Genomic DNA, 25,310 nt, shown 5'->3' on the forward strand with positions numbered 1-25,310 from the left:
CCGTGGGCGCGGTCCCCGCGGAGGGGACCGCGCCCACGGGCGTGCTCGGCTCAGGCCTGGGCGTCGCGCACCGCGCGGTTGACCGCGGAGACGACGGCCTTCAGGGACGCGCGGGTGGTGTTGGCGTCGATCCCGACACCCCACAGGACCCGGTCCCCCACCGCGGCCTCGACGTAGCTGGCCGCCTGGGCGTCGCCGCCGGCGGAGAGGGCGTGCTCGCTGTAGTCGAGCACGCGCACGTCCACGCCCTCGGCGGCGAAGACGCCCAGCAGCGCCTCGATCGGTCCGTTGCCGTGGCCGGTGCGGTGGTGGGCGACACCGTCGACGTCGAGGCCGACCTCGAGCGTCGTCTCCCCGCCCTCCTCGGAGGTCGCGGTGCTCAGGCTCGTGATCCGGTAGCGGCCCCAGCGCTGCGGGCCGCCCTCCTGCGGGGCGGGCAGGTACTCGTCGGTGAACACCCGCCACAGGTCGGCCCCGGAGATCTCCCCGCCGGCGGTGTCGGTGTGCTCCTGGACCGCGCGGGAGAACTCGATCTGCGCCCGGCGGGGCAGGTCGAGCCCGTGCTCATGCTTGAGCAGGTAGGCCACCCCGCCCTTGCCGGACTGGGAGTTCACCCGGATGACCGCCTCGTAGGTCCGGCCCAGGTCCTTCGGGTCGATCGGCAGGTAGGGCACGGCCCACGGCAGGTCGTCGACCCCGCAGCCCTGGGCCGCGGCGTCGCGCTCCATGGCCTCGAAGCCCTTCTTGATGGCGTCCTGGTGCGAGCCCGAGAACGCGGTGAACACGAGGTCCCCGCCGTACGGGGAGCGCTCGGGCACGGGCAGCTGGTTGCAGTACTCGACGGTGCGGCGGATCTCGTCGATGTCCGAGAAGTCGATCTGGGGGTCCACGCCCTGGGTGAGCAGGTTCAGGCCCAGGGTGACGAGGTCCACGTTGCCGGTGCGCTCGCCGTTGCCGAACAGGCAGCCCTCGATCCGGTCGGCGCCGGCGAGGTAGCCCAGCTCGGCGGCGGCCACGCCGGTGCCGCGGTCGTTGTGCGGGTGCAGGGACAGGATCGTCGCCTCGCGGTTGTAGAGGTTGCGGCTCATCCACTCGATCGAGTCGGCGTAGACGTTGGGCGTGGTCATCTCCACGGTCGCGGGCAGGTTGAGGATCATCTCGCGGCCCGGGCCGATCTCGAAGGTCTCGGCGACGGCGTTGGCGATGCGCGCGGCGAACTCCAGCTCGGTGCCCGTGTAGGACTCCGGCGAGTACTGGTAGGTGACCTCGGTGCCGCGCAGCTGCTCCTCGTGCTTGAGGCACAGGCGGGCGCCGGTCAGGGCGATGTCGACGATCCCGTCCATGTCCTGGCCGAAGACCACGCGCCGCTGCAGCGTGGAGGTCGAGTTGTACAGGTGCACGATGGCCCGGTCGGCGCCCTCGATCGCCTCGTAGGTGCGCTCGATGAGGTGCTCGCGGGACTGGGTGAGGACCTGGATCGTGACGTCGTCGGGGATCCGGTCCTCCTCGATCAGCCGGCGCACGAAGTCGAAGTCCGTCTGGGAGGCGGAGGGGAAGCCGACCTCGATCTCCTTGTAGCCCATCCGCACCAGCAGCTCGAACATCTTCAGCTTGCGGTCGGAGTTCATGGGGTCGATCAGGGCCTGGTTGCCGTCGCGCAGGTCGACGGCGCACCAGCGGGGGGCCTCGGTGAGCACCCGGTCGGGCCACGTCCGGTCGGGCAGGTGCACCCGGAACTGCTCGTGGTACGGGACGTACTTGTGGGCCGGCATGCCGGAGGGCTGCTGCAGGTTCTGCATGGGGACGGTCCTGTTCTGCTGGGAGGTCGTGGGTGGCCGGGCGTCAGCGACTCCGCAACGGGAGGCCGGCCGGTCGACGACGGTTCAGGCCCCGTTGCGGCAGCTAAGGAGGAGCGTCCGTGTCCGCATGTGTCCAACGTATCACGCGGCCCGGGCGCGTCCCCGGTCACCAGTCGCCGGCGGCCTGCTGGCAGGTGACCTGGTCGGCGGTCTGGCCCTGCAGGTCGCCGGGCAGCACGGAGCCCGTCTCCAGGCGCTCCCCCTCGGTGAAGTTGCCGCCCACGGAGACCTGCACCCCGTCGATCGTGGTGGTGGGCACGAGCTGGGCGGAGGGCACGCCGAGCTGCTCGGCGACCTCGGCGGCCGGCCCGTACCAGCCGGGCCCGAAGAAGACCTGGGTGGTGGGCAGCGGGGCCGTCACGGCACCGATCGGCTCGGGCGCCCAGCCCTCGTCCTCGAGCAGCTCGGCGACCTCGCGGTCGCGGTCCTCGACGCCGGAGGCGTCGGCCACGGTCAGGGGCACGGCGGCGCGGTCCACGGACGGGGTCTGCTCCGGGGTGCCGGCCCCGGTCGGCGACGACGACGGCGTGGCCGCCGGATCGGGGGCGTCCGTGAGCGAGCGGTCCTCGCGCAGACGCTCGAAGAGGTCGCCGGCGGCCTCCTCGTCGAGCTGCAGGCGGTTGGGGTCGAGCGCGTAGGGCTCGGTCGGCACGGTCACGAAGGCGGTGCCGGCGAGGTCGAAGCCGCGCAGCGCGGTGGCGAGCCCCACCATCGTCGGCACGGAGCCGAGGTCGTCGTCGACGTGGAGGTTGCGGGTGGCGACGTCGGCGATCGTGTAGAGGCGGGGCAGGTCGGTGAGGGTCCCCTCCTCGCGGACCTTGCGGGCCAGCGAGGCGAGGAAGGACTGCTGGGAGCGGATGCGGCTCTGGTCCCCGCCGTCGCCGAAGGCGGCGCGGCTGCGGAGGAAGGCCAGGGCCTGCTCGCCCTCGACCGCGGAGACGCCCGCGGGCAGGTCGAGGCCGGACTTGGGGTCCTCGACCGCCTCGTTGACGCACACCTCGACCCCGCCGACCGCGGTGGAGAGCTCCTTGACGGCCTGGAAGTCGGCGAGCATGAAGTGGTCGATGCTCAGCCCCGTGAGCTCGTTGAGGGTCGCGACCGTGCAGCCGGGGCCCCCGTTGGCGATGGCGGAGTTGAGCATCGCGTCCTCCTCCGCGGGGTGGGTGCGGCCGGACTCCGGGTCGGTGCACTGCGGGAGGTCGACGACGAGGTCGCGGGGGAAGGAGACCACGGTGACGTCCTGCCGGTCCTCGGGGACGTGGACGAGCATCATCACGTCGGTGAGCCCGGCCCCGGAGCTGTCCTCGTCGTCGCCGTAGGCGTCGTTGCCATCCCCCTCCCGGGTGTCGGTGCCCATGACGAGGATGTCCAGCGGCCCGTTCTCGACCTTCTCGCCGCCGCCGAGGTCCAGCGGGGACGTGCTCAGGTTCGACTGCAGCCGCCACACGGCCGCCGCGCCGGCGCCCAGGAGCACGAGCAGCACCGCGAGCAGGCCCAGCACGACCCAGCGGCTGCGGTGCCGGGGCCGCCGCGCGGCGCCGGCCGGGACGCTCCCGACGCCGGGCCCCTCCGGGTCCGGGCGCGCCGCCGCGGGCGCCCCGGCGTCGCTGCCCGGTGCGGGGGCCTCGCCGGCGGCCGCGGGGGACGCGTCGTCGCGCCGTGCGGGGCCGTGCGGCGCCGTGCCGGGGCCGAGCGCTGCCGGCCCGGCGCCGGAGCCGTCCGCGCCGGAGCCGTCCGCGCCGGGGCCGCCTGTGACGGAGCCGTCCGTGTCGGGGCCGCCCGTGGCGGAGCTGTCGGCCTCGGGGGTCCGGGCGTCGGGGGTCCGGGCGTCGCGGTTCTCGGGTCCGGGCGGGGGCGTGGACACGGGGGGATTCTCCTGGGGGGCGGGACCGGCGGGGTGCGGTGGCGGGGGGCCGCCCCGGCGGGTGGCGGGAGGGGGTATGCGGTGCGGGCGGGTCAGAACCCGAGGCGGGAGAGCAGCTTGGGGTCGCGCTGCCACTCCTTGGCGACCTTCACGTGCAGGTCGAGGTGGATGCGGGTGCCGAGCAGGGCCTCGATGGCGGCGCGGGAGCGGGTGCCGATCTCGCGCAGCCGGGCCCCGCCCTTGCCGATGACAATGGCCTTCTGCGACTGCCGCTCGACGTAGACGTTGACGCGCACGTCGAGCAGCGGGCGGTCCGCGGGCCGGCCCTCGCGGGGCACCATCTCCTCCACGACGACCGCCAGCGAGTGGGGCAGCTCGTCCCGCACGCCCTCCAGGGCCGCCTCGCGGACGAGCTCGGCGACCATCGTCAGCTCCGGCTCGTCGGTGAGCTCCCCGTCGGGGTACAGGGGCGGGGACTCGGGCATCCGCGCGACGAGCAGCCGCGCGAGGGCCTCGACCTGGAAGCCGTCCACGGCGGAGACGGGGATGACCTCGGCCCAGCCCGGCTCGCCGGGCGCGGGGCGGGGAGCCGGTGCCGCGCCGGCGCGGTGGCGGGGCTTGCGGGCGGACCGCTCGGCGCGCTCGGCCCGGGCCGCCTGCTCCTCGGCCATGACGGAGCGGCCGAGCTCGGTGACGGCGAGCAGCTGCTCGGTCAGCTCGGCGCGGGAGACGGTGTCGGTCTTGGTGACGATCGCGACCACGGGCTTGTTCCCGGACGCGGCGAGCTGCTGGGCGATGTAGCGGTCGCCGGGGCCGATCTTCTCGTTGGCCGGCACGCAGAAGCCGATGACGTCGACCTCGGCGAGGGTGTCGGCGACGAGGTCGTTGAGCCGCTGTCCGAGCAGGGTCCGGGGCCGGTGCAGCCCCGGGGTGTCGACGAGCACGAGCTGGCCCTCGGGGCGGTGGACGATCCCGCGGATGGTGTGCCGCGTCGTCTGGGGCCGGTTGGAGGTGATGGCCACCTTCTGGCCCACGAGGGCGTTGGTGAGGGTGGACTTCCCGGCGTTGGGCCGGCCCACGAGCACGGCGAAGCCGGCGCGGAACGGGCCGGCGGGCTCGCCGCCGGGTGCGGGGCGGTCGGGCTCAGACATGGTGGTCCTCCTGCTGGGACGGCGGGGCGGCGGGCGCCGTGGCGGCGGGGTCCACGGCGGTGGAGCCGGGCGGGACCCAGTCGGGGTCGCGGCGGACCTCGAGCTGGCCCACGCGGTTGCGTCGGCCCTCGAGGGTGACGGCCTCGAGGACGATGCCCTCGACGGTGGCGCGGGAACCCACGATGGGCACCCGGCCGATGGACTTCGCGAGCAGGCCGCCGGCGGTGTCGACCTCGTCGTCGTCGAGGTCGACCTCGAAGAGGTCGCCGAGGTCCTCGACGCCGAGGGCGGCCGAGATCCGGTAGCGGCCCCCGCCCAGGGCGACGACCTCGGGCTTCTCGCGGTCGTACTCGTCGACGATCTCCCCGAGCAGCTCCTCGATGAGGTCCTCGAGGGTCACGAGCCCGGCGGTCCCGCCGTACTCGTCGACGACGACGGCGACGTGGATCGACTCCCGCTGCATCTCGCGCAGCAGCTCGTTGACCTTCTTGGACTCCGGGACGTAGCGCACCTCGCGGGCGAGGCGGGACAGCCCCGTGGCCGCGAGACGGGTGCTGCCGCGGTGGACGGCCTCGGCGAGGTCCTTCTGGTAGAGCACGCCCAGGACGTCGTCGGCGCTCTCGCCCACCACGGGGATGCGGGAGTAGCCGGAGCGGAAGAAGAGGTTCAGGGCGTCCTCGACGGTCCCGTCGTCGTCGACGGCGACCATGTCGGTGCGCGGGACCATCACGGCGCGCACGGCGGTGTCGTCGAGGTCGAAGACGGAGTGGAGCAGCTCGGCCTCGTCGTCCTCGATGAGGTCCTGGTCGGTCGAGCGGTCGACGAACTCGAGCAGCTCCTCCTCGGTGAGGTGGCCCGGCGTCGCCCGTCCGGGGTCCCGGGCGACGGCGGAGCCCAGCCGCACGAGCAGCCCCGGCACGGGCCCGAGCACGGTGCGCAGCACCCGCACGAGGCCCGCGGTCAGTCGCACGGTCCCCACCGGGTTGGCGCGGCCGATCTGGCGGGGCGAGACGCCCGTGAGCACGAAGCCGACCGCGGCCATGACCACGGTCGCGAGCAGCGCGGCCAGCCAGACGCGCTCGAGGGCGTCGAGCAGGGCGAGGGCGACCGCCACGGCCGAGGCGGTCTCGAACCACACCCGCCAGAACCGCAGGGCGTGCAGGTGCGCGGCGGGGCTCGCGAGGATCTTCGCCGCGGCGGAGCGGGGGGCGTCGCGCTCGACGGCCTCCGCCGCGGAGCGGGGCAGGTAGGTCAGGCCCGTCTCGGCCGCGGTCAGCACGAAGGCGGTGCACAGGAAGCCGATCGCCGCGGCGATCAGGACGGCGCTGGTCACGGCGGTGCCTACTCCATGGTCTCGACCGGCGCGGGCCGGCCGAGGAAGTCGGTGAGCAGCTCCCGCTGGAGCTCGAACATGGTGCGGCGCTCCTCCGGCTCGGCGTGGTCGTGGCCCAGGAGGTGGAGGATCCCGTGCACGGTCAGCAGGCACAGCTCGTCGGCCGCGGGGTGGCCGGCGGCCTCGGCCTGGCGGAGGGCGACGGTGGGGCACAGGACGATGTCCCCGAGCGTTCCCTCGGCCGGGACCTCGGCGGTGCCGGGGCGCAGCTCGTCCATGGGGAAGGACATGACGTCGGTGGGGCCGGGCAGGTCCATCCACTCGACGTGCAGCCGCGCCATCTCGTCCTCGTCCACCACGGCCACGGACAGCTCCGCGTCGGGGTGCACGTGCAGGCGCTCGAGGGCGAACGCCGCCAGCCGGCCCAGCAGGCCGGTGTCCACGGCCGCCCAGGCCGGGCGGTCCTGCGGGGGGACCTCGTCGGGGCTCAGGCGGACGTCGAACTCGACGGCCATCAGGCGCTCTCCCCGTCATCGGCCGGGCGCTCGCCGCCGGGGGGCGTGCCCCTGCGCCGGCGCCGTTCGTCGCGGCGCCGGTTGACGGTGTCGAAGGCGTCGTAGGCGCTGACGATCCGGCTCACCAGCTCGTGGCGCACGACGTCCTCGGAGGTCATCTCCGTGAAGGCGACGTCGTCGACCCCGCCCAGCACGTGCTGGACCTGGCGCAGGCCCGAGGAGGTGCCCCCGGGCAGGTCGACCTGGGTGACGTCGCCGGTGACGACCATCTTCGAGCCGAAGCCGAGCCGGGTGAGGAACATCTTCATCTGCTCGGGCGTCGTGTTCTGCGCCTCGTCGAGCACGATGAAGGCGTCGTTGAGGGTGCGCCCGCGCATGTAGGCCAGCGGGGCGACCTCGATGGTGCCGCTCTCCATGAGCCGCGGGATGGAGTCGGGGTCCATCATGTCGTGCAGCGCGTCGTAGAGCGGGCGCAGGTACGGGTCGATCTTCTCGCTCAGGGTGCCGGGCAGGAAGCCCAGCCGCTCCCCCGCCTCGACGGCCGGGCGGGTGAGGATGATCCGGTTGACCTCCTTGGCCTGCAGCGCCTGGACGGCCTTGGCCATCGCCAGGTACGTCTTGCCCGTGCCGGCCGGGCCGATGCCGAACACCACCGTGTGCTCGTCGATCGCGTCGACGTAGGCCTTCTGCCGCAGGGTCTTGGGCCGGATCTTGCGGCCGCGGCTGGAGAGGATGTTCTGGGTCAGGGCACCGCTGGGACGGGCGGAGAGGTCCCGGCCGATGATCTCCAGCAGCTGGCCGATGACCTGCGGGGTGATCGCGGTCTCCCGCCCGGCCAGGACCTTCAGCTCCTCGAACAGCGTCGTGACGATCCGCACGGCGGGATCGGGACCCTCCAGCCCGAGTTCGAGGCCGCGGGGGCGGGTGGCCAGCCCCGGGAAGGCCGTCTCGACCTGGCGCAGCGTGTCGTCGCCCGGCCCCAGGCAGCGGACCATCGTCTCGCGGTCCGGGAAGGGGATGACGGCGCGGTTCGTCAGGGGGTGCGTGGTGCCGGGCAGCGTCTCAGTCATGGGTCCGGCCGGGGCGGCCGTGCGCTCGCTTCCTCGTGGTCGTCGTGGACGGTCGGGTCCCGGGCGGGCGGCGCGGCGTGCGGGGCCCGTGCCGGGAGGTGCCTCCAGGGTACCGCGCCGGCCGGCGGGTGCGGGTGCGCCGCCGCCCGGATTGCGATTCGGTATCGGTCCGGGCCTCGGGGGCCTTCCGTGCGGGGTCGGCCGGTGCGGGCGTGCTTGGATGGTCGGGCCCTCCGGACAGGGGGGCCGGAGCGGGCGCCCGGACCCGTGCCGCCCGCCGCCCCCTCCCGTCCCGGTCCCGACCCCCCGAGGTGCGCTCCCCCGCCATGCCCGCTCCCCAGCCCCGCCCCCGACGTCCCCGTCGCGTCCCCGCCGCGCCCGTGCGCCGGGTGCGCGCGGCAGCCGCGCTGCTGGGCGCCGGCACGGTCCTGCTGACGGGGTGCGCGGCGCCGGGCCCGGGGGCCCCGGCCGGCACGGCGGCGCCGGGGACCGTCGGCCGCAGCGCCGCGACGCCTGCTCCGTCGGCCGCGACGACGGCCCGGGACGGCGCGGACACGGTCGCCACCCGCCGGCTGCCGGTCTACTGGGTGGGCGGGCCCGAGGGCCGGGAGCGGCTCTACCGCGAGCTGCGCGAGGCCCCGGTCGGCGCCCCCCGGGGCGGGGCGGACCCCATCGCGGCGGCCGCCCAGCTGATGGCCTCGGAGCGGCCCCGGGACCCGGACTACCGCAGCCTGTGGGGTGACGTCGAGCGGATCGGCACGTCGACCTCGCCCGACGGGACGATCACGGTGGACCTGCCCGCCGCGGCCGTGTCCGCGGAGCTGGAGCCGGACCGGGCCGGGCTGGCGGTCCAGCAGCTCGTGCACACGGTCACGGCGGCGGCCGCGACCTCCGGGCTGCTGCCGGCGAGCTCGCGCCCCGAGGTCGTGCTCCTGGTAGAGGGCCGGGCCGGCCAGGAGCTCTTCGGCGCCGTGCGCCCGGCGGGCCCGGTGGCCCCGGACGAGGACCTGGAGGCGCCGCTGTGGCTCGCCGGCCCCGAGGAGGACGCGCGCTCCGGCGGGGGCCTCGTCCTGTCGGGCCGGATCCGCTCCGGGGTCGAGGAGGGCCGCTGGACGGTCTCCGACCGGGAGGGGCGGCAGGTGGCCGGCGGCCGGATCGAGCCGGCCCCCGCCCGGGCCGGAGCGGCCCCGTTCCGGGCGGAGGTGCCGCTGGCGCCGGGGCGCTACACGGTCTCGGTCCGCGGGCGCGCCGGCGACGGGTCCGTGCGCGACGACAAGGCCGTGGAGGTCACCGCCTCCTGAGGTGCCGGCGGGCCCCGGTGCGCTCAGGCGTCCCCGCTCGCCCACCGGCCGAGCAGGGCGGCGAGCACGGCCAGGGCCGCCGGGCCGGCGGTGGAGCTGCGCAGCACCTCCCGGCCCAGCCGCACGGGCAGCGCCCCCGCCGCGCCCAGGCGCTTCAGCTCGGCCGGGGTGATGCCGCCCTCCGGGCCGACGACGAGCAGGACCTCCTCGGCCCCCGCGAGGGCCTCGTCCTGCCCCCCGGAGGCCGGGGCGAGCAGGTCCACGAGGGGACGCTCGGCGTCCTCGTGCAGGACGAGAGCGAGCGTGCCGGGGCGGGCCGCCCGCCCGGCGAGGTCCTCGGTGCTCGCCAGGGGCGCCACCTCCGGCCAGGCCGCGCGGCGGGACTGCTTCGCCGCCGCGGCGACCGTGTGCACCCACTTCTCGTGGCTCTTCGCCGCACGCTCCCTGCGCCAGCGCACGATCGAGCGCTCGGCCTGCCAGGGCACGACGGCGTCGGCCCCGAGCTCGGTGGCCGTCTCCACGGCCAGCAGGTCGCGCTCGCCCTTGGCGAGGGCCTGGGCCAGGACGAGCCGCGGCGTGCGCACGGGCTCGGCGGCCACGGCGTCCACGCGCACCGTCATCCGCTCCCGCTCGGCGCCGGTCACCGTGCCCGCGGCCCGCAGGCCGTGCCCGTCCACGAGCTCGAGCCCGTCCCCGGCGCCGAGGCGGCGCACCGTCAGGGCGTGGCGGGCCTCCGGGCCCGTGACCACGACCTCGGCGCCGGGGGCGGCGGCCCCGAGCGTGCCGGGGTCGGCGCGGAAGACGGGGCGGCTCACAGGTCGGTGAACCGGTCCCGCAGGCGGGAGAAGAACCCGCCGGAGCCGGCCGGGGAGTTCAGCGTGGTGCCGGTGGACTGCTCCTCGCCGCGCAGCCGGGCGAGCTGCTCGAGGAGCTCGCGCTGCTCGTCGTCGAGCCCGGAGGGGGTCTCGACCTCGAGGTGGACGTGCAGGTCGCCGCGGCCCCCGCCGCGCAGGCGGGTGGCGCCGAGGTCGTGGAGGGTGACGGTGTGCCCCGTCTGCGTGCCGGGCTCCACCGCGAGCTCGCGCTCGCCGTCGAAGGTCTCCAGCGTCAGCGTCGTCCCCAGCGCGGCGGAGGTCATGGGCAGGCGCACGCGGGCGTGCAGGTCGTCGCCCTGCCGCTCGAAGGTGGGGTCGGGGTCGACCTTGAGCTCGACGTAGAGGTCGCCGTTGGGGCCCCCGGCGGTGCCGGCCTCGCCCTGGCCCGAGAGCCGGATCCGGTTGCCGGTGGAGACCCCGGCCGGGATCTTGACGGTCAACGGGCGGCGGTCGCGCACGCGGCCCTCGCCGTAGCACTCGTGGCAGGGGTGCTTGATGACGGTGCCGAAGCCCTGGCAGGTGGCGCACGGGGCGGCGGTGACGACGGTGCCGAGGATGGACTGGACCTGGCGCTGGACCTGCCCGGAGCCGTGGCAGACCTCGCAGGTCTCGGGCTGGGTGCCCTCCTGGCAGCACGTGCCGTTGCACGTGGGGCACACCACCGCCGTGTCGACCGTGATCTTCTTCTCGGTGCCGAAGACGGCGTCGCGCAGGGACACGCGCACGTTGATCAGCGCGTCCTGTCCCTGGCGGGTGCGGGAGGCCGGGCCGCGGCGGCCCGCCCCGGCGCCGCCGGCGCCCTGGAAGAAGGTGTCGAAGATGTCCTGGAAGCCGAAGCCGGTGCCGGGGAAGCCCCCGCCGAAGCCGGTGTCGGTGCCGTTCTCGTTGCCGGTGGCGTCGTAGACGCGCCGCTTCTCGGGGTCGGAGAGGACGTCGTGGGCGTGGGAGACGCGCTTGAACTCCTCGGCGGCCTCGGTGCCGGGGTTCACGTCCGGGTGCAGCCGGCGGGCCTTCTTCCGGTAGGCCTTCTTGATCTCCTCCGGGCTGGCGTCGCGGGACACGCCCAGGGTTTCGTAGTGATCGCTCACCGTGGTCCGTTCTGTCGGGTCGGTCGGGATGCTGGTCGGGTGCTGCGCGGGGGACGGCGGGGGCCGGGGCCCGCGAGGGTCAGCCCCCGAGGATACGGGAGAGGTAGCGGGCCACCGCACGCACGGCGGCCATGGTGGACGGGTAGTCCATGCGCATGGGCCCCACCACGCCCACCTTGGACTGGGCCTGCGGGCCGTAGCCGGTGGCCACCACGGCGGCCTCGGCCAGCGGGTCCACGGCGCTGGGGGCGCCGATGCGCACCGCGACGCCGCGGGCGTCCTGCTCCATCTCGGAGAGCAGCCGGAGCATGACCACCTGCTCCTCGAGGGCTTCCAGGACCGGCCCGATGCTCAGGTTGAAGTCCCCGGTGGCGCGGGCGAGGTTCGCGGTCCCGGCCATGGCCATGCGGTGCTCGGTCGAGCCGGCGGCGAGCGCGGAGACGGTCTCGGCGACGGCGGCGAGGGCGGGGGGTGCGGTGGCGGCGGCGAGCTCGAGGGCGTCGTGGACCTCGGTGAGGGTGCGGCCGGTGGTGGCGGCGAGGACGCGGGCGCGCAGTTCGAGGAGGGTGTCCTCGTCGAGGGGTGCGGGGACGGGGGCGACGCGCTGGACGACGCGGCCGTTGGTGGGGATGAGGACGACGAGGACCTGGCCGGCGCCGAGGTCGACGAGCTCGACGTGGCGGACGGTGACGCCGGAGGCGTGGGGGTACTGGACGACGGCGACCTGGTGGGTGAGCTGGGCGAGCAGGCGCACGGTGCGCTCCATGACGTCGTCGATGTCGGCGGCGTCGTCGAGGAGGCTCTGGATGGCGCGGCGTTCGGGGCCGGAGAGGGGCTTGACGGCGGCGATGCGGTTGACGAAGGTGCGGTAGCCCTTGTCGGTGGGGATGCGCCCGGAGCTGGTGTGGGGGGCGGCGATGAGGCCCTCCTCCTCGAGGGCGGCCATGTCGTTGCGGACGGTGGCGGAGGAGACGCCGAGGCGGTGGCGCTCGACGAGGGCCTTGGAGCCGACGGGTTCGCGGTAGCGGACGTAGTCCTCGACGATGGCCTGCAGGACCTGCAGGCGTCTGGGCTGGTTCACGTCGCGCTCCTTCCCCGGTCCCGGTCCGGCGCCCGTCGGTGGCGGTGGGTGGTCCCGGCGCGGGGCCGGGTCTGGCACTCGGGCGCTCACAGTGCCAGTTTCCCCAGTGTAGCCCCCGGGCGGGGGGCGGGGGCACGGGGTGTGGCCTGGTACGCTTCCGGCCGGTCCGCGGCCCCGTTGCCCGTGCGCGGGCCGGGAAGGGATGGACGGATGAGCACCTACGGATGGGGGCCGCGCTCCCTCGACGACGACGCCCTCGCGCGGCGGCGGCCGGTCTCGGCGGAGGTGCCGGTGGAGCCGGGGCTGCTGCTGGAGGACGTGGGCACGGGGTGGGTCGGTGCCGTGGTGTCCCTGGAGACCATCGGGGGGATGCGGGTGATGGGGCTGGAGGACCGCCGGGGGCGGGTGAAGGCGTTCCCGCTGGGTCCGGGGTTCCTGCTGGAGGGCGAGCCCGTCGTCGTCGTGGAGCCGCGCCGGGCGGCGGGGCCGCGGCGGCCGGCGCGCACCCGGTCGGGGTCGGTGGCGGTGGAGGGCCTGCGGGCCTCGACGGCGAAGGCCTCGCGGGTGTGGGTGGAGGGCTACCACGACGCGGAGCTGGTGGCGAAGGTGTGGGGCCACGACCTGGCGGTGGAGGGGATCGTGGTGGAGCCGCTGCACGGGGTGGACGACCTGCCGGCGGCGGTGCTGGAGTTCGGGCCGGGTCCGGGGCGGCGGCTCGGGGTGCTGGTGGACCACCTGGTGGCGGGGTCGAAGGAGTCGCGGATCGCGGCGGAGACGATGCGGGTGCCGGGGGCGGCGGGCAACGTGCTGGTGCTGGGCCACCCGTACGTGGACATCTGGCAGGCGGTGCGGCCGCGGGTGCTGGGCTTCGAGGCGTGGCCGGAGGTGCCGCGGGGCACGGACTGGAAGACGGGCACGGCGGCGGCGCTGGGGTGGCCGCACCGGGAGCCCGGGGACCTGGGGCGGGTGTGGCAGCACATCCTCTCGCGGGTGGAGACCTACGCGGACCTGGAGCCGGCGCTGCTGGGGCGGGTGGAGGAGCTCATCGACTTCCTGACGGCCCCGGGGGCGTGAGCGGGTTCGCGGCGCGCCACGTCACATTCGCACACCTGTGGTGCGGGGCACGGCGCGGCGGCGGGGGCGGCCGCTAGCATGGGGGCACCACCTGTCGACCGACCGTGCCCGCGGTCCTGCCGCTGAAGGACGCCCGTTGCCCGTGCAGACCTCTCCCCGACCGAGCCGCGAGAACGACCGGCCTCCCTTCGAGGGGCTCTCCGCCGTGGCCCAGCCGCTGACCGTCGCCGAGGACCGCCAGTGGGCGACGCTCGCGCACTTCGGGGGCGTGGCCGGTTTCCTGCCCTCGCTGCTGATCCACCGGGCCTTCCGGGGCCGGGGCCGGTTCACGGAGCAGGAGTCGCTGGAGGCGATGAACTTCACGCTGCTGCCCTCCCTCGTGGTGGTGGCCGGTGCGCTGCTGGCCCCGGTGCCGTTCGTGGGGTGGCTCTTCGCCCTGGCCGCCGCGGCGGCCTGGCTGCTGCTGGCGATCGGGTCGCTGGCGGGCGGCATCCAGGTCAACCGCGGGGAGCCCTACGTCTACCGCTACAACACCCGTCTCTACGACCGGATCGCGGCGCGGCTGGCGGAGCGCTCCCGGGAGCGGGCCGCCCGCCGCTAGCACGCTCGCCCGGCGGGCTCAGCCCAGCAGGCGCCGGACCACGGCGTCGCCGAGCAGGCGCCCGCGCAGGGTGAGCACGACCCGCCCGCCCAGCGCCGCGGCCGGGTCGACGAGCCCGTCGGCGATCAGCCCGGCGACGGCGGCCCGGCCGGGGGCCTCGAGGGCGGTCACGGGCAGCCCGTCGCGGATGCGGGCCTCGAGCATCACCCGCTCCAGCCGGCGGGTCGGGGCGTCGAGGACCTCGCGCCCGGCCGCGGGCGAGTGCCCGGCCCGCACCCGGTTCGTGTAGGGCACCGGGTGCTTGAGGTTCCACCAGCGGGTGCCGCCCACGTGGGAGTGGGCGCCGGGGCCGATGCCCCACCAGTCCTGGTTGTGCCAGTAGGCGAGGTTGTGGCGGCTGCGGTGGGCCGTGCCGTCGGGGCCCGCGGGCCGGGCCCAGTTGCTGACCTCGTACCACTCGTAGCCGGCCTCGGCCAGGAGGCGGTCGGCGAGCTCGTACTTGTCGGCCTGGTCGTCCTCGTCGACCGGGGGGACCTCGCCCCGGCGCATGCGGGCGGCCAGCCGGGTGCCGTCCTCGATGATGAGGGCGTAGGCGGAGACGTGGTCGGGCTCGTAGGACAGCGCCGTGCGCACGGAGTGCTCCCAGTCGGCCAGGGACTCCCCGGGGGTGCCGTGGATGAGGTCCACGCTCACGCCCAGTCCGGCCTCGCGCGCCCAGGCCACCGCCCGGGGGACGTTGTCGGGGTCGTGGGTGCGGTCCAGCACCGCGAGCACGTGCGGGACCGCCGACTGCATGCCGAAGGACACCCGGGTCACCCCGGCCGCGGCCAGCACGGCGAGGGACTGCGGGGTCACGGAGTCGGGGTTGGCCTCGGTGGTGACCTCGGCGCCCTCGGCGAGCCCGAAGCTCGCCCGGGCCTGGTCCAGCACGGCGGCGAGGTCCTCGGCGGGCAGCAGCGTCGGGGTGCCGCCGCCGAGGAACACGCTGTGCAGGGGCCGCACCGCGACCCCGGAGTCCGCCAGCACGCGGCGGGCCCAGCGCACCTCCGCCGCGGCGTCTGCCGCGTAGGCGTCCTGGGAGACCCCGGGGCCCAGCTCGACGGCGGTGTAGGTGTTGAAGTCGCAGTACCCGCAGCGCACCGCGCAGAAGGGCACGTGGACGTAGAGGCTCAGCGTGCGCTGCGCGGAGGCCTCCGCGGCGGAGGCCGGCAGCCGCCCGTCGAGCGGGGCCGGCAGGCCCTCGGGCTGGGCGGGGGCCACTACTTCTTCTTGTCCTTCTTCTCCCCGGCCTCGTCGGAGGACAGCGCCGCGACGAAGGCCTCCTGGGGGACCTCCACCCGGCCGACCATCTTCATCCGCTTCTTGCCCTCCTTCTGCTTCTCCAGCAGCTTGCGCTTGCGGGAGATGTCGCCGCCGTAGCACTTGGAGAGCACGTCCTTGCGGATCGCCCGGATGTTCTCGCGGGCGATCACCCGGGAGCCGATGGCGGCCTGGATGGGGACCTCGAACTGCTGGCGCGGGATCAGCTCGCGCAGCTTGCCGGTCATCATCACCCCGTAGGAGTAGGCCTTGTCCCGGTGGGTGATCGCGCTGAACGCGTCCACGGGCTCGCCCTGGAGCAGGATGTCGACCTTCACGAGGTCGGCGGCCTCCTCCCCCTCGGCCTTCCAGTCCAGGGAGGCGTAGCCCTTCGTGCGGGACTTGAGCTGGTCGAAGAAGTCGAAGACGATCTCGGCCAGCGGCAGCCGGTAGCGCAGCTCGACCCGGTCCTCGGAGAGGTAGTCCATGCCCTTGAGCTGCCCGCGCTTGGACTGGCACAGCTCCATGATCGCCCCGATGAACTCGGAGGGGGCCAGCACGGTCGCCGAGACCATCGGCTCGCGGATCTCCCCGACCCGCCCGGTGGGGAACTCGGAGGGGTTGGTCACGACCGTCTCCGTGCCGTCCTCCAGGGTCACGTTGTAGCTCACCGACGGGGCGGTGGAGATCAGGTCCAGGTCGAACTCCCGCTCCAGGCGCTCGCGCACGATCTCGAGGTGGAGCAGACCCAGGAACCCGCAGCGGAAGCCGAAGCCCAGGGCCGCGGAGGACTCGGGCTCGTAGACCAGCGCGGCGTCGTTGAGCTGGAGCTTGTCCAGGGCGTCGCGCAGCACCGGGTAGTCGGAGCCGTCGATCGGGAACAGCCCCGAGAACACCATCGGCTTGGGGTCCTCGTAGCCGCCCAGGGACTCGGCGGCCGGCTTCTGGGCGTTGGTGACGGTGTCGCCCACCCGCGACTGGCGCACATCCTTCACCCCGGTGATCAGGTAGCCGACCTCCCCCACGCCCAGGCCCGCGGTGGGCTTGGGCTCCGGGGAGATCACCCCGATCTCGAGCAGCTCGTGCTGGGCGCCGGTGGACATCATCCGGATCCGCTCGCGCGGGGTGAGCCGGCCGTCGACGACGCGCACGTAGGTGACCACGCCGCGGTAGGTGTCGTAGACCGAGTCGAAGATCATCGACCGGGAGGGGGCCCCGGGGTCCCCGACCGGGCCCGGGACCTCCTGGACGATGCGGTCCAGCAGCGCCTCCACGCCCTGGCCCGTCTTGCCGGAGACCCGCAGCACGTCCTCGGGGTCCACGCCGATGAGGTTGCCCAGCTCCTCGGCGTACTTCTCCGGCTGGGCCGCGGGCAGGTCGATCTTGTTGAGCACCGGGATGACCGTGAGGTCGTTCTCCATGGCCAGGTACAGGTTGGCCAGGGTCTGGGCCTCGATGCCCTGGGCGGCGTCGACCAGCAGCAGCGCGCCCTCGCACGCGGCCAGCGACCGGGAGACCTCGTAGGTGAAGTCGACGTGGCCGGGGGTGTCGATCATGTTCAGCGCGTAGTCGGCCCCGGCCACGTTCCACGGCATGCGCACCGCCTGGGACTTGATGGTGATCCCGCGCTCGCGCTCGATGTCCATCCGGTCCAGGTACTGGGCCTTCATCTCCCGCGGGGTGACCACCCCGGTGGCCTGCAGCATCCGGTCCGCGAGCGTGGACTTGCCGTGGTCGATGTGGGCGATGATGCAGAAGTTGCGGATGACGGCGGGGTCCGTGGAGGCGGGAACCGGGGCGTTGACGGCCAGCGGAGACACGGGCGGTCCTTTCTCCGGCGGGCGCGGCCCTGCCGGGGATCTCCTGGGAACGGTCGGCAACGGGGACCGTGCCGGGGACTCAGCTGTCCAGTTTCCCACGTTTGGACCGGGCGGGCCATCCGGCCCCGCCCCGGACCCCCGGGGCGGTCCTTCTGCGGCGGGCGCGGCGCCGGTAGAGTGGTGTGCATCACGGTCGGCGAGCACAGGGGTGGAGCCATGGCCGAGCACGAGGCCCCGCGGGACGCGGCGGAGGACCCGCGCCACGGACACCGGGAGGAGCGCGACCGCACCGGCCGCACCGACGCCCCCGGGTCCGGGTACGGGATCCTGGACCGGATCAACAACGTGGTGCTGAAGGTCTACGGGCCCGCGGCACGCCGGCCGTCGGCCGAGCACGGCGCGGACGAGTCCGCCGTGGTGCGCCACTGGTACGAGCAGATGCAGGAGCACTTCGTCGTCGAGCGCGACGAGCGCGGCAACGAGTACCTCTACCACCGCGACGACGTCCCGGAGGAGCCCCCGCCCGGGGCCTCCCACAACTGGTGAGCCGCCGCTGAGCCGCCGCACCGGCACCCGCGGGCCCGGGGACGGGCCGCCCGTGCGCGGCGCTCCCCCGCCGCCGCGCACGGGCGGCCCGTCGTCGCCGCACCGCGCGCCGTCGGGGCCGGCCCGCGGTGCGGATCCGGACGCGGTCGGAACCCGGGGTGCCGTCGGGACCCGGGGTGCCGTCGGGACCCGGGATGCGGTGGGCGCGCCCGTGGCTACAGTGGCGGACATGAAGCTGAACCTGCGCACGCTGGGCCGGCTGGCGGTCCGCGCCCTCGACGTCTACCGCAGCACCCGGCAGGCCCCGGGCCCCGCCACCGGTCGCACCGCGCCCCGCCGGGCCCCCGGACGGCCGGGCCGCCGCGCGCCCGAGGGGCTCTCCCGTCCCTACCCCGGGGACTGGACCGGCCCCGTGCGGCCGGTCTACCGGCCCCTCTCCGACGGCCAGGCCGACCCGGGCGAGGTCGTGTGGACGTGGGTGCCGTTCGAGGAGGACCCCTCCCGGGGCAAGGACCGCCCGGTGCTCGTGGTCGACCGCGCCGGGGAGCACCTGCTGTGCCTGATGCTCACCTCCCGGGACCGCACCGACCACCTGCGGCAGGACCCCGACTACGTCGACGTCGGCACCGGCGCCTGGGACCCGCGGGGACGGCCATCGGAGGTCAAGCTCGACCGGGTCGTGCAGGTGCTGCCCGCCGACGTCCGCCGGGAGGGCGCCGTGCTGCCCGAGGACCGCTTCGACCGCGTGGCCGCCGCCCTGCACCGCCGCCGCACCTGAGCCCTCCCCGCCGGGGCGCCCGCCCAGGGGAGCCCACGGCCCCCCTGGGCCCGGACGGACCCGGGCGCGCGGCGGACCCGCGCCCACGGCGGACCCGGGCCCACGACGGGCCGGGACGCGGCCGCGGACGGACGCGCCGGGGTCCTGTCTGCTAGACTGTCCTGCTGTGTGTCCGCGCTGGTCGTCGGGCACTGCAGCACGGCCGCCACAAGGGTGTCCCCACTCCCGTTCTCAGTTCGGGCCGGGCTGTTTGCCCTCACTGACCGTATCGACGCATCCATCGAGGAGTTCATCCGTGGCCAACATCAAGTCCCAGAAGAAGCGCATTCTCACCAACGAGAAGTCCCGCCTGCGCAACAACGCCTACAAGTCCGAGCTGAAGACCCTGGTCCGCCGGGTCGACGAGGCCGTGGCCTCCGCCGACAAGGAGACCGCCCAGGACGCCCTGCGCACCGTCTCCCGCAAGCTCGACAAGGCCGTGAGCAAGGGCGTGCTGCACAAGAACAACGCGGCCAACAAGAAGTCCGGTCTCGCCAAGCGCGTCGGCGCGCTCTGAGCGACTGAGCGCCCCCGCCGCACCCGCACCGGCGGGCCGCCCGCAGGCCCCGTCCCCGCCCGGGACGGGGCCTGCGTCGTGTCCGGGTGCGGGCAGGTGCCGGACCGGCCGGCCGGAGAGGCGGCTCGGCGCCGGCCGGAGAGGCGGCTCAGTGCCGGCCGGAGAGCGCGATCGTGGTGATCGCCCGCTCGACGGCGTAGGCGGGATCGCGCCCCTCCCCCTTGACCTGGGCGTCGGCCTCCGCCAGCGCCCCGAGCATCCGCACCAGGTCCGCCTCGGCGAAGCGCCGCCCCTCCTCCTGGGCGCGCTCCACCTGCCACGGGGCGGACCCCACGCGCTGGGCGAGCCGGGCCGACCCCCCGCTGGTGCCGTGGACCTGCGCGATCGTGCGCAGCTTCGCGGCCAGCGCCCCGACCATGGGCACCGGGTCCACCCCGGTGTCCAGCGCCTGGCGCCACAGCTTCAGCGCCGCCTCGGTGCGCCCGGCCAGGGCGGCGTCGGCGACCTTGAACGCCGTGGCCTCGACCCGGCCCCCGTAGTACTTCTCGACGTCGTCGAAGGTGATCGTCGCCGGGCCGTCCGAGAGCAGCTGCGCGCAGGCCGCGGCGAGCTCGGCCGTGCTGCTGCCCACGGCCGCGGCCAGGGCGCGAGCGGCGTCCGGGTCGATCCGGCGCCGGTGGGACCGGAACTCGCTGAGCACGAACTCGCTCTTGTCCCGGTCGTTCTTCAGCGGCCGGCACTCCACGACCTGCGCGCCGGCGGCCCTGAGGGCGTCCAGCAGCTTCTTGCCGCGGTTGCCGCCGGAGTGCTCCCACACGACCACGACGTCCGGGTCGGGGGCGGCCGCGTAGGCGAGCCCGTCCGCGAGCATGTCGTCGTTCATCGCGGCGAGACCGGTGACGTGGATGAGCTTCGCGTCGTCGAACAGGGACGGGCTCGCGAGCGCCGCGAGCTGGCCGGGGGCGTAGGCGGAGGCGTCGACGACGCTCTGCTCGACGGGACCGCGCCGCTCCCTGAGCAGGGTGCGCACGCGGTCGCGGGCGCGTGCGGCGAGGTAGTCCTCGGGCCCGGTGAGCAGGACGAGCGGGGCGGGCTCGACGTCGCGCCACGTGGGTCCGGTGGCCGGGGCGGGACGGCGTGCGGGGGTCATGGCCGCGTCCTCCTTCTGGGGCGGCGCGGGGCCGCGGGCGCTGGGTGGGTCGGGCTCCAGCTTCTCACGGCGGGAGGACATGTGCTGGTCCGTGCGCGGGGGCGGGAGGCATCATCGGGGCATGGGCGGCAGGGGGCGGCCGGGGGCCGCGGGCGCGCGGGGTCCGGGGTGGCGGGTGCCGGGGTGGGGGCGCACGGCGGGGGCGGTGCTGTTCCTGGTGGCGTGGGCGTGGCCGATCCTGGACCCGGGCGCGGGGGTGGAGCCGGTGTCCCGGGCGGTGCTGGCCGGGGTCTGGGGCCTGTTCGCGGTGGACTGCGGGGTGCGGCTGGCGCGGGCGGGCGACCGGCGGCGGTTCGTGGCCGGGCACGTGCTGGACCTGGCGGTGGTGGTCTTTCCGCTGCTGCGCCAGTTCCAGGTGCTGCGCCTGGTGGGGCTGGGACTGGTGGTGGGCCGGCGGGCGGCGGCGGACCTGCGGGGGCGGGTGGCCGTGCAGCTGGTGGGCGGGGCGGCGCTGCTGGAGCTGGTGGGGGCGCTGGCGGTGCTCGACGCCGAGCGCGGGGCGGCGGGGGCCCGCATCGTCGACCTGGGCGACGCCCTGTGGTGGGCGGCGAGCACGATGAGCACGGTGGGCTACGGGGACGTCTACCCGGTGACGGGGGCGGGGCGTGCGGTGGGGGTGGTGGTGATGTTCGGGGGCCTGGGCGTGCTGGGGCTGGTGACGGCGCTGCTGGCGTCGTGGCTGGTCGAGGTGGTGCTCGACCGGCGCGAGGCCGCCGCCGACGGCGAGGACGGCGACCGGTAGGGACGCCCGGAGCGGGCGGTGCCCTACCCGTCCGCGGGCACGGCACGCAGGCGGGGGCCCTCCCGCAGGATCCACACGGGCCCGTGCCGGTCGGTGCGCACCACGGGCACGCCGAGGCGCTCGAGGTGGCCGAGCACGGCGGGGTGCGGGTGGCCGTAAGGATTGTCCGCCCCCACGGAGGCCACGGCCAGGCGCGGGCGGGCGGCGTCGATGATCGCGGTGCCCCCGTTGCGGGCCCCGTGGTGGGAGAGCTTCAGGACGTCGACGTCGACGGCCTCCGGGCCGCGGCGCAGCAGGGCGCGGGCGCCCTCCTCCTGCAGGTCCCCGGCGAGCAGCCACGAGGAGCCGGTGCCGCCGGGGCCGGTGAGCTCGGCGCGCAGGACGAGGGAGGCGTTGTTCTCCTGGGCGGAGTCGGGCGCCGTCCCGGCCCCGGGGCGCCGCGGCGGGTCGGGGGCGAGGACGGTCAGGCGCAGCGGGCCCAGGTCCCGGACCGTGCCGGGGGCGGGGGTGGCCGCCGGCACCCCGGGCAGGGCCGCGGCGAGCTCCCGCGGTGGGGCGGCGGCCGCGGTGGAGTACCACACGGCGGCCACCGCGGGCCCCCGGGCCAGGGCGGGCAGCCCGCCGGTGTGGTCGGCGTGGGCGTGGCTGAGGACCACGAGGTCGAGGCGGTCGATCCCCGCCCGGCGCAGGCAGCGCTCCAGCGCCCGCGGGTCGGGGCCGGTGTCGACGAGCACGGCCCGGGCCGGGCCGGTGCGCAGCAGCAGGGCGTCGCCCTGCCCGACGTCGCACACCAGCGCCTCCCACGCGGGCGGGGGGCGCCGCTCGAGGTGGGCCGCGCGCAGGGCGGCCGCGGCGACCAGGGCCACGAGCAGCGCGGCCGCGGCGGCGCGCCGGCGGCGGGTGCGGTCCCGGGCCCGCCAGTGCTCCTCGGGGTGGGACGGCGGGGCCGGTCCCCCGCGCAGCCGCCCGGCGGTCGGGCGCGGGCGGCGCCTGCGGAGGTCCAGGGCGTGCACCGCGAGCAGCACCGCCGCGCTGAGCCCGGCCATCAGCACGGCCCCGCCCGCCCCGGTGGGCCACGGCGCGAGGGCGCCCGGGGCGGCGGCGAGGCCGCGGGCGGTGCCGGCGACGAGGCGGGCGGCGAGCCCGCCGGCGGTCAGGGGCACGAGCGCCGCGGTCTCCCCCGCCCCGTCCGGCAGGGCCAGCAGCGCCAGCCCGAGCAGCCCGCAGACGGTGACCAGGGGGACCACCGGGGCGCTCAGGACGTTGGCCGGCAGGGCGTAGACCGGCACGGCCGGCTGCAGGAGCACGAGCACGGGCGCGCACCACAGCTGCGCGACGGCCGGGACGGCCACGGCGGTGCCGAGCAGCTCCGGCACCCGTGTCCCGAGCAGGCGCGTCAGCGGGCGGGCGGAGACCACGATCCCCGCGGTCGCGAGCACGGAGAGCACGAACCCGTACTCGGCGGCGAGTCCCGGGCGCACCACGAGCAGGACGGTCACGGCCGCGCCGAGGGTGGCCAGCGACACGGCCGGGCGGCCGGTGAGCAGCGCCAGGGCGGCCAGCCCGCCCATGGTGGCCGCCCGCAGGACGGAGGGGTCGGGGCCCACGAGGACGGCGAAGCAGCCCACCGCGCCCAGCCCGGCCAGCAGGCAGGTCCGGCGCCCGGCGCCCAGGGCCAGCGCGGCCCGGCCGGCGAGGACGGCCACGAGGGCGCAGTTGGCCCCGGAGACGGCGGTGAGGTGGGTCAGGCCGGTGTCGCGCATCGCCTGCTCGAGGGCGGGGTCGAGCCCGGCGCGCTCGCCGAAGGTCATGCCCGGCAGCAGCCCGGCGGCGTCGGGACCCAGCCGGTCGGTGCGTTCGGTGAAGCGGGCGCGCAGCCGCTCGCGCGCTCCGGGCTCCGGGCCGGGCACCACGGTCGGGGCCGCCGCGGCGCGCAGCACCGGGGCGGTGCCCGCGGTCCCGGGGCGGGCGGCCAGCACCGCCGTGAGCCGCTGCCCGGGCCGCAGGTCCGCCCAGGCGGGGCCCTGCGCGAAGACGGTCGCGGTCGTGCCGGCACGGGCCCGGCGGGCGTCGTGGACGACCTCCTCGAGGGCGAGCTCGACGACGACCCCGCTGCGCTCCTCCCCCGCGTCCCACGGGGCGCGCCCGGCCGGCTCCCCGGCGGACGGGGCGGCGCCCGGACCGGCCGGCGCGGTGCCCGGCGCCGCCGGCGCGGCGGACCACGGCCGCGGGGCCTCGAGCACCCGGGCGGTCACGGCCAGCGTCCCGCCCTCCGCCAGGGCGTCCCCGAGGGGCCCGCCGATGGTGGCCCGGCCGTCGGCGACGGCGCCGAGCAGCACCGCCGCGGCCGCGAGCGCGGCCAGGGCCAGCGCGGACCAGGCGGGCCCCGTCCGGGTGCCGGGGCGGGGGGTGCCCCGCAGCCGGGCGAGGGCGCGGGCGGCCAGGGGCGGTGCGGCCGCGGAGACGGCGGCGAGCAGGGCGAGGCAGGCGGCGGCGCCGGCGGCCGCGGGGAGCGGTCCGGGCCCGGTCGTGGCGAGCAGGGCGGTGACCCAGGCGGTGAGGGCCGCGGGCAGCAGGCGCAGGTCCCAGGTGCGGCCCGGGGCGCGGGCGTCGCGGTGCTCCTGGTGCTCGAGCGCGCGGGCCCACCGGCGGGCCCACCGGCGGGCCGGAGGGCTCACACGGTCACCAGCGGGGTGAGGGCGGCCATGAGGGCGGGGCCGATGCCCTCGACGGCATCGAGGTCGGCGACGGCGCCGAAGCCGCCGTGCGCGTCGCGGAAGGCGATGATGCGCTCGGCCAGGACGGGCCCGACCCGCGGCAGCTGCTCGAGCTCGGCGGCCGTGGCGGTGTTGAGGTCCAGGGGCGCGTCCGCGGTGTCCTTCCCCGCGCCGGCGGGTGCGGCCGGGCCGGGGGCACCGGGGGCCGGGGCGGACGGGTCACCGGGACCGGGCACGAGCACCTGCTGGCCGTCGGCGACGGGGGCGGCGAGGTTGATCCCGGCGGTGCTCGCCTGCGCGGTGAGCCCGCCGGCGGACTCGACGGCGTCCACGACGCGCGCCCCGGGGGCCAGGCGCACCACCCCGGGGCGGTGGACCTGCCCGGTCACGTGCACGAGCAGGGCCCCGTTCCCGGTCGTGGGCCCGGGGGACGGGGCGGACGGGCCCGGAGCGGGGTCGGGGGCGCTGCCCCGCGACGGCGGCGGGGACGCCGGGCCGGTCGCGGGTGCGGTGACGGGTGCGGCCGGCAGCTCCGCCAGCACGTCCCCGTCCTCCGGTGCGGAGGGGCCGAACACGGTCCAGGCCAGGGCGGCGAGCCCGCCGGCGGCCAGCAGCAGCAGGGAGCGGGGCACCCGGGTCCGGGCGGCGGTCTCCCAGCGGTGGGCGGGCCCGGGCGGGGCCTGGGGCGGGTCGTCGGCCGGGTGCTCGGCCGGCTCCCCGGGCGGGTCCCCCGGGGCCGAGGAGGAGGGTGTGCGCATGGGCCCACTCCACCGTCCCCGGGACGGCACCGGCAGGTGCGGGCCCCGCCCTGGGGACGGGCGGGCGGGGCCGGACCCCGTGGGGAGCGGCGGTGCCGGGGGTCCCCCGGCCGGGCGGGAGGGCTCAGTCCCCGCCCGGTGCGGTCCCCGGGGGCACCGGGTGCAGCACGGGGCGGGCGGAGGGGCCCTCGACCACGGCGGCGCGCGCGCCCAGGCCCACGTGCGCGGCGAGCACCGGCGGCAGCGGGCACACGAGCAGCCGCGCGTCCGGGCGGTGGGCCTCCACGAGCTGCTCGCCCAGTTCGCGGGCGCCGTCCTCGTCGCCCAGGTGGTGGAGCACCAGCACGGGGTCCTCGTGCTCGGCGGTGGCCAGGGCCTCCCCGACCAGGGCCGCGAACCGGGCGCGGGCCCGCGCGGCGGTGCGCGGCTTCTCCACCGCCACCAGCCGCCCCCCGTCGATCGACAGCAGCGGCCGGATCGGGAGCACCTGACTGAGCACGGCCGCCGAGGGCGCCAGCCGCCCTCCCCGGCGCAGGGGCTCCAGGGAGGGCACCCACAGCAGCAGGGTGTTGTCGCGGCTGCCCTCCCGGGCGGCCGCGGCGACGTCCTCCAGCCCCGCCCCGGCGCCGGCGGCGGTCCAGGCCCGCTGCACCCCGAAGCCCTGGGCCATCGCGGCGGTGCGGGAGTCCACGACCGTCACGGGCACGTCCACGGCCCGGCGGCCGATCCGGGCGGAGCCGGTGGTCCCGGACAGCTCCGCCGACAGGTGCACGGAGACGATGCCCTCGTAGCCGGCGGCCTCCAGGCGCCGGTAGACCCGCCGGAACTGCCCCGGGGACGGCCGCGAGGTCGTCACGGGCCGGCCCTCCGCGAGCGCCAGCAGCAGCGCGCGCGGCACCTCGTCGTCGCCGGCCCCGGGGGCGCGCTCCGGGGCGGGGAAGATCTGCCCGTCGATCATCACGGGCATCCCGACCACGGCCAGCCCGCCGGTGCCGGCGGCGGCGGCCGCCCAGGCCGGGGGCAGGGCGGCGGCGTCGTCGGTGACGACCGCGATCCGGCGCGCGCTCACGGG

The 25,310-nt window shown here is 76.5% G+C and carries 22 protein-coding genes; 7 read left to right on the forward strand and 15 right to left on the reverse strand.

The window, feature by feature from the left end; genetic code table 11:
- Positions 1 to 50: 50 nt before the first annotated feature.
- The 6 genes from leuA to AS188_RS11000 form a co-directional block, all read right to left on the reverse strand.
- Entirely contained in the window at positions 51 to 1,799 is a 1,749-nt protein-coding gene (leuA, locus tag AS188_RS10975) for a 2-isopropylmalate synthase (RefSeq protein ID WP_058858886.1), read from the reverse strand.
- Positions 1,800 to 1,965: 166 nt separating this feature from the next.
- Positions 1,966 to 3,723 (reverse strand): LCP family protein, encoded by a 1,758-nt coding sequence (locus AS188_RS10980; protein WP_236944971.1) that lies wholly within the window; start codon positions 3,721 to 3,723, stop codon positions 1,966 to 1,968.
- 92 nt (positions 3,724 to 3,815) lie between these two features.
- Positions 3,816 to 4,874, reverse strand: coding sequence for a GTPase Era (locus AS188_RS10985; RefSeq protein ID WP_058858887.1), 1,059 nt, complete (start codon positions 4,872 to 4,874; stop codon positions 3,816 to 3,818).
- Entirely contained in the window at positions 4,867 to 6,207 is a 1,341-nt protein-coding gene (locus tag AS188_RS10990; RefSeq protein ID WP_058858888.1) for a hemolysin family protein, read from the reverse strand. Before AS188_RS10990 ends, AS188_RS10985 begins: the two co-directional genes overlap by 8 nt.
- Positions 6,208 to 6,215: 8 nt before the next feature.
- The gene (ybeY, locus tag AS188_RS10995) at positions 6,216 to 6,722 is read right to left on the reverse strand and encodes an rRNA maturation RNase YbeY (protein ID WP_058858889.1); all 507 of its coding nucleotides are present in this window, start codon (positions 6,720 to 6,722) and stop codon (positions 6,216 to 6,218) included.
- Positions 6,722 to 7,792: a PhoH family protein gene (locus AS188_RS11000; RefSeq protein ID WP_058858890.1), complete on the reverse strand. Its 1,071-nt coding sequence runs from the start codon at positions 7,790 to 7,792 to the stop codon at positions 6,722 to 6,724. Before AS188_RS11000 ends, ybeY begins: the two co-directional genes overlap by 1 nt.
- Before the next feature lie 326 nt (positions 7,793 to 8,118).
- Between AS188_RS11000 and AS188_RS11005 the strand changes: the two genes are divergently transcribed.
- Positions 8,119 to 9,093, forward strand: a complete 975-nt coding sequence (locus AS188_RS11005) for a GerMN domain-containing protein (protein ID WP_147050580.1) — start codon at positions 8,119 to 8,121, stop codon at positions 9,091 to 9,093.
- A gap of 23 nt (positions 9,094 to 9,116) precedes the next feature.
- Here the strand turns inward: AS188_RS11005 and AS188_RS11010 are convergent, their stop codons facing one another.
- The 3 genes from AS188_RS11010 to hrcA form a co-directional block, all read right to left on the reverse strand.
- Positions 9,117 to 9,908, reverse strand: coding sequence for a 16S rRNA (uracil(1498)-N(3))-methyltransferase (locus AS188_RS11010; RefSeq protein ID WP_058858892.1), 792 nt, complete (start codon positions 9,906 to 9,908; stop codon positions 9,117 to 9,119).
- A complete protein-coding gene (gene dnaJ, locus AS188_RS11015) occupies positions 9,905 to 11,056 on the reverse strand; it encodes a molecular chaperone DnaJ (RefSeq protein ID WP_058858893.1) in 1,152 nt (383 codons plus the stop codon). Before dnaJ ends, AS188_RS11010 begins: the two co-directional genes overlap by 4 nt.
- 79 nt (positions 11,057 to 11,135) lie before the next feature.
- A complete protein-coding gene (hrcA, locus tag AS188_RS11020) occupies positions 11,136 to 12,137 on the reverse strand; it encodes a heat-inducible transcriptional repressor HrcA (RefSeq protein ID WP_058858894.1) in 1,002 nt (333 codons plus the stop codon).
- A 210-nt stretch (positions 12,138 to 12,347) separates the two neighbouring features.
- Between hrcA and AS188_RS11025 the strand changes: the two genes are divergently transcribed.
- A complete protein-coding gene (locus tag AS188_RS11025; RefSeq protein WP_058858895.1) occupies positions 12,348 to 13,211 on the forward strand; it encodes a DUF3097 family protein in 864 nt (287 codons plus the stop codon).
- 142 nt (positions 13,212 to 13,353) lie between these two features.
- Positions 13,354 to 13,812, forward strand: coding sequence for a DUF4870 domain-containing protein (locus AS188_RS11030; RefSeq protein ID WP_307725715.1), 459 nt, complete (start codon positions 13,354 to 13,356; stop codon positions 13,810 to 13,812).
- An 18-nt stretch (positions 13,813 to 13,830) separates the two neighbouring features.
- Here AS188_RS11030 and hemW read toward each other — a convergent pair whose 3' ends face one another.
- Positions 13,831 to 15,072, reverse strand: coding sequence for a radical SAM family heme chaperone HemW (hemW, locus tag AS188_RS11035; RefSeq protein ID WP_058858897.1), 1,242 nt, complete (start codon positions 15,070 to 15,072; stop codon positions 13,831 to 13,833).
- Positions 15,072 to 16,931, reverse strand: a complete 1,860-nt coding sequence (gene lepA / locus AS188_RS11040; RefSeq protein WP_058858898.1) for a translation elongation factor 4 — start codon at positions 16,929 to 16,931, stop codon at positions 15,072 to 15,074. Before lepA ends, hemW begins: the two co-directional genes overlap by 1 nt.
- Positions 16,932 to 17,147: 216 nt before the next feature.
- On the opposite strand from lepA, the gene AS188_RS11045 reads away from it, so the two are divergent.
- The 3 genes from AS188_RS11045 to rpsT all read left to right on the forward strand — a co-directional run bounded on the left by AS188_RS11045 (position 17,148) and on the right by rpsT (position 18,811).
- Positions 17,148 to 17,477 (forward strand): hypothetical protein, encoded by a 330-nt coding sequence (locus AS188_RS11045; protein WP_058858899.1) that lies wholly within the window; start codon positions 17,148 to 17,150, stop codon positions 17,475 to 17,477.
- A 229-nt stretch (positions 17,478 to 17,706) separates the two neighbouring features.
- Positions 17,707 to 18,255 carry a type II toxin-antitoxin system PemK/MazF family toxin gene (locus tag AS188_RS11050; RefSeq protein ID WP_058858900.1) on the forward strand — a complete coding sequence of 183 codons (549 nt, stop codon included), beginning with the start codon at positions 17,707 to 17,709 and terminating at the stop codon, positions 18,253 to 18,255.
- A gap of 295 nt (positions 18,256 to 18,550) precedes the next feature.
- Positions 18,551 to 18,811, forward strand: a complete 261-nt coding sequence (rpsT, locus tag AS188_RS11055) for a 30S ribosomal protein S20 (RefSeq protein WP_058858901.1) — start codon at positions 18,551 to 18,553, stop codon at positions 18,809 to 18,811.
- 148 nt (positions 18,812 to 18,959) lie between these two features.
- On the opposite strand, the gene holA is transcribed toward rpsT, so the two are convergent.
- Positions 18,960 to 19,961, reverse strand: coding sequence for a DNA polymerase III subunit delta (holA, locus tag AS188_RS11060; RefSeq protein WP_058859888.1), 1,002 nt, complete (start codon positions 19,959 to 19,961; stop codon positions 18,960 to 18,962).
- A 205-nt stretch (positions 19,962 to 20,166) separates the two neighbouring features.
- On the opposite strand from holA, the gene AS188_RS11065 reads away from it, so the two are divergent.
- On the forward strand, positions 20,167 to 20,763 hold the full coding sequence (locus AS188_RS11065) for a potassium channel family protein (RefSeq protein WP_147050682.1): 597 nt from the start codon (positions 20,167 to 20,169) through the stop codon (positions 20,761 to 20,763).
- A gap of 23 nt (positions 20,764 to 20,786) precedes the next feature.
- Here AS188_RS11065 and AS188_RS11070 read toward each other — a convergent pair whose 3' ends face one another.
- From AS188_RS11070 to AS188_RS11080, 3 genes are all read right to left on the reverse strand, one after another.
- Positions 20,787 to 23,441, reverse strand: coding sequence for a ComEC/Rec2 family competence protein (locus tag AS188_RS11070; protein ID WP_058858903.1), 2,655 nt, complete (start codon positions 23,439 to 23,441; stop codon positions 20,787 to 20,789).
- Entirely contained in the window at positions 23,438 to 24,238 is an 801-nt protein-coding gene (locus AS188_RS11075; protein WP_058858904.1) for a ComEA family DNA-binding protein, read from the reverse strand. The genes AS188_RS11070 and AS188_RS11075 overlap by 4 nt, the downstream gene beginning before the upstream one ends.
- A 124-nt stretch (positions 24,239 to 24,362) precedes the next feature.
- Positions 24,363 to 25,307 carry a DegV family protein gene (locus AS188_RS11080; protein WP_236944972.1) on the reverse strand — a complete coding sequence of 315 codons (945 nt, stop codon included), beginning with the start codon at positions 25,305 to 25,307 and terminating at the stop codon, positions 24,363 to 24,365.
- Between the last annotated feature and the right edge of the window lie 3 nt (positions 25,308 to 25,310).

The organism is Kocuria flava (assembly GCF_001482365.1).
Classification (GTDB): Bacteria; Actinomycetota; Actinomycetes; order Actinomycetales; family Micrococcaceae; genus Kocuria; species Kocuria flava.

Excerpts from the sequence above, each read along its gene's own strand:
- leuA (WP_058858886.1), bottom strand. The coding sequence starts at position 1,799 with ATGCAGAACCTGCAGCAGCCCTCCGGCATGCCGGCCCACAAGTACGTC.
- AS188_RS10985 (WP_058858887.1), bottom strand. The coding sequence starts at position 4,874 with ATGTCTGAGCCCGACCGCCCCGCACCCGGCGGCGAGCCCGCCGGCCCG.
- AS188_RS11025 (WP_058858895.1), top strand. The coding sequence starts at position 12,348 with ATGAGCACCTACGGATGGGGGCCGCGCTCCCTCGACGACGACGCCCTC.
- AS188_RS11050 (WP_058858900.1), top strand. The coding sequence starts at position 17,707 with ATGAAGCTGAACCTGCGCACGCTGGGCCGGCTGGCGGTCCGCGCCCTC.
- holA (WP_058859888.1), bottom strand. The coding sequence starts at position 19,961 with ATGACCCCCGCACGCCGTCCCGCCCCGGCCACCGGACCCACGTGGCGC.
- AS188_RS11000 (WP_058858890.1), bottom strand. The coding sequence starts at position 7,792 with ATGACTGAGACGCTGCCCGGCACCACGCACCCCCTGACGAACCGCGCC.
- ybeY (WP_058858889.1), bottom strand. The coding sequence starts at position 6,722 with ATGGCCGTCGAGTTCGACGTCCGCCTGAGCCCCGACGAGGTCCCCCCG.
- AS188_RS11075 (WP_058858904.1), bottom strand. The coding sequence starts at position 24,238 with ATGCGCACACCCTCCTCCTCGGCCCCGGGGGACCCGCCCGGGGAGCCG.
- AS188_RS11045 (WP_058858899.1), top strand. The coding sequence starts at position 17,148 with ATGGCCGAGCACGAGGCCCCGCGGGACGCGGCGGAGGACCCGCGCCAC.
- AS188_RS11005 (WP_147050580.1), top strand. The coding sequence starts at position 8,119 with ATGCCCGCTCCCCAGCCCCGCCCCCGACGTCCCCGTCGCGTCCCCGCC.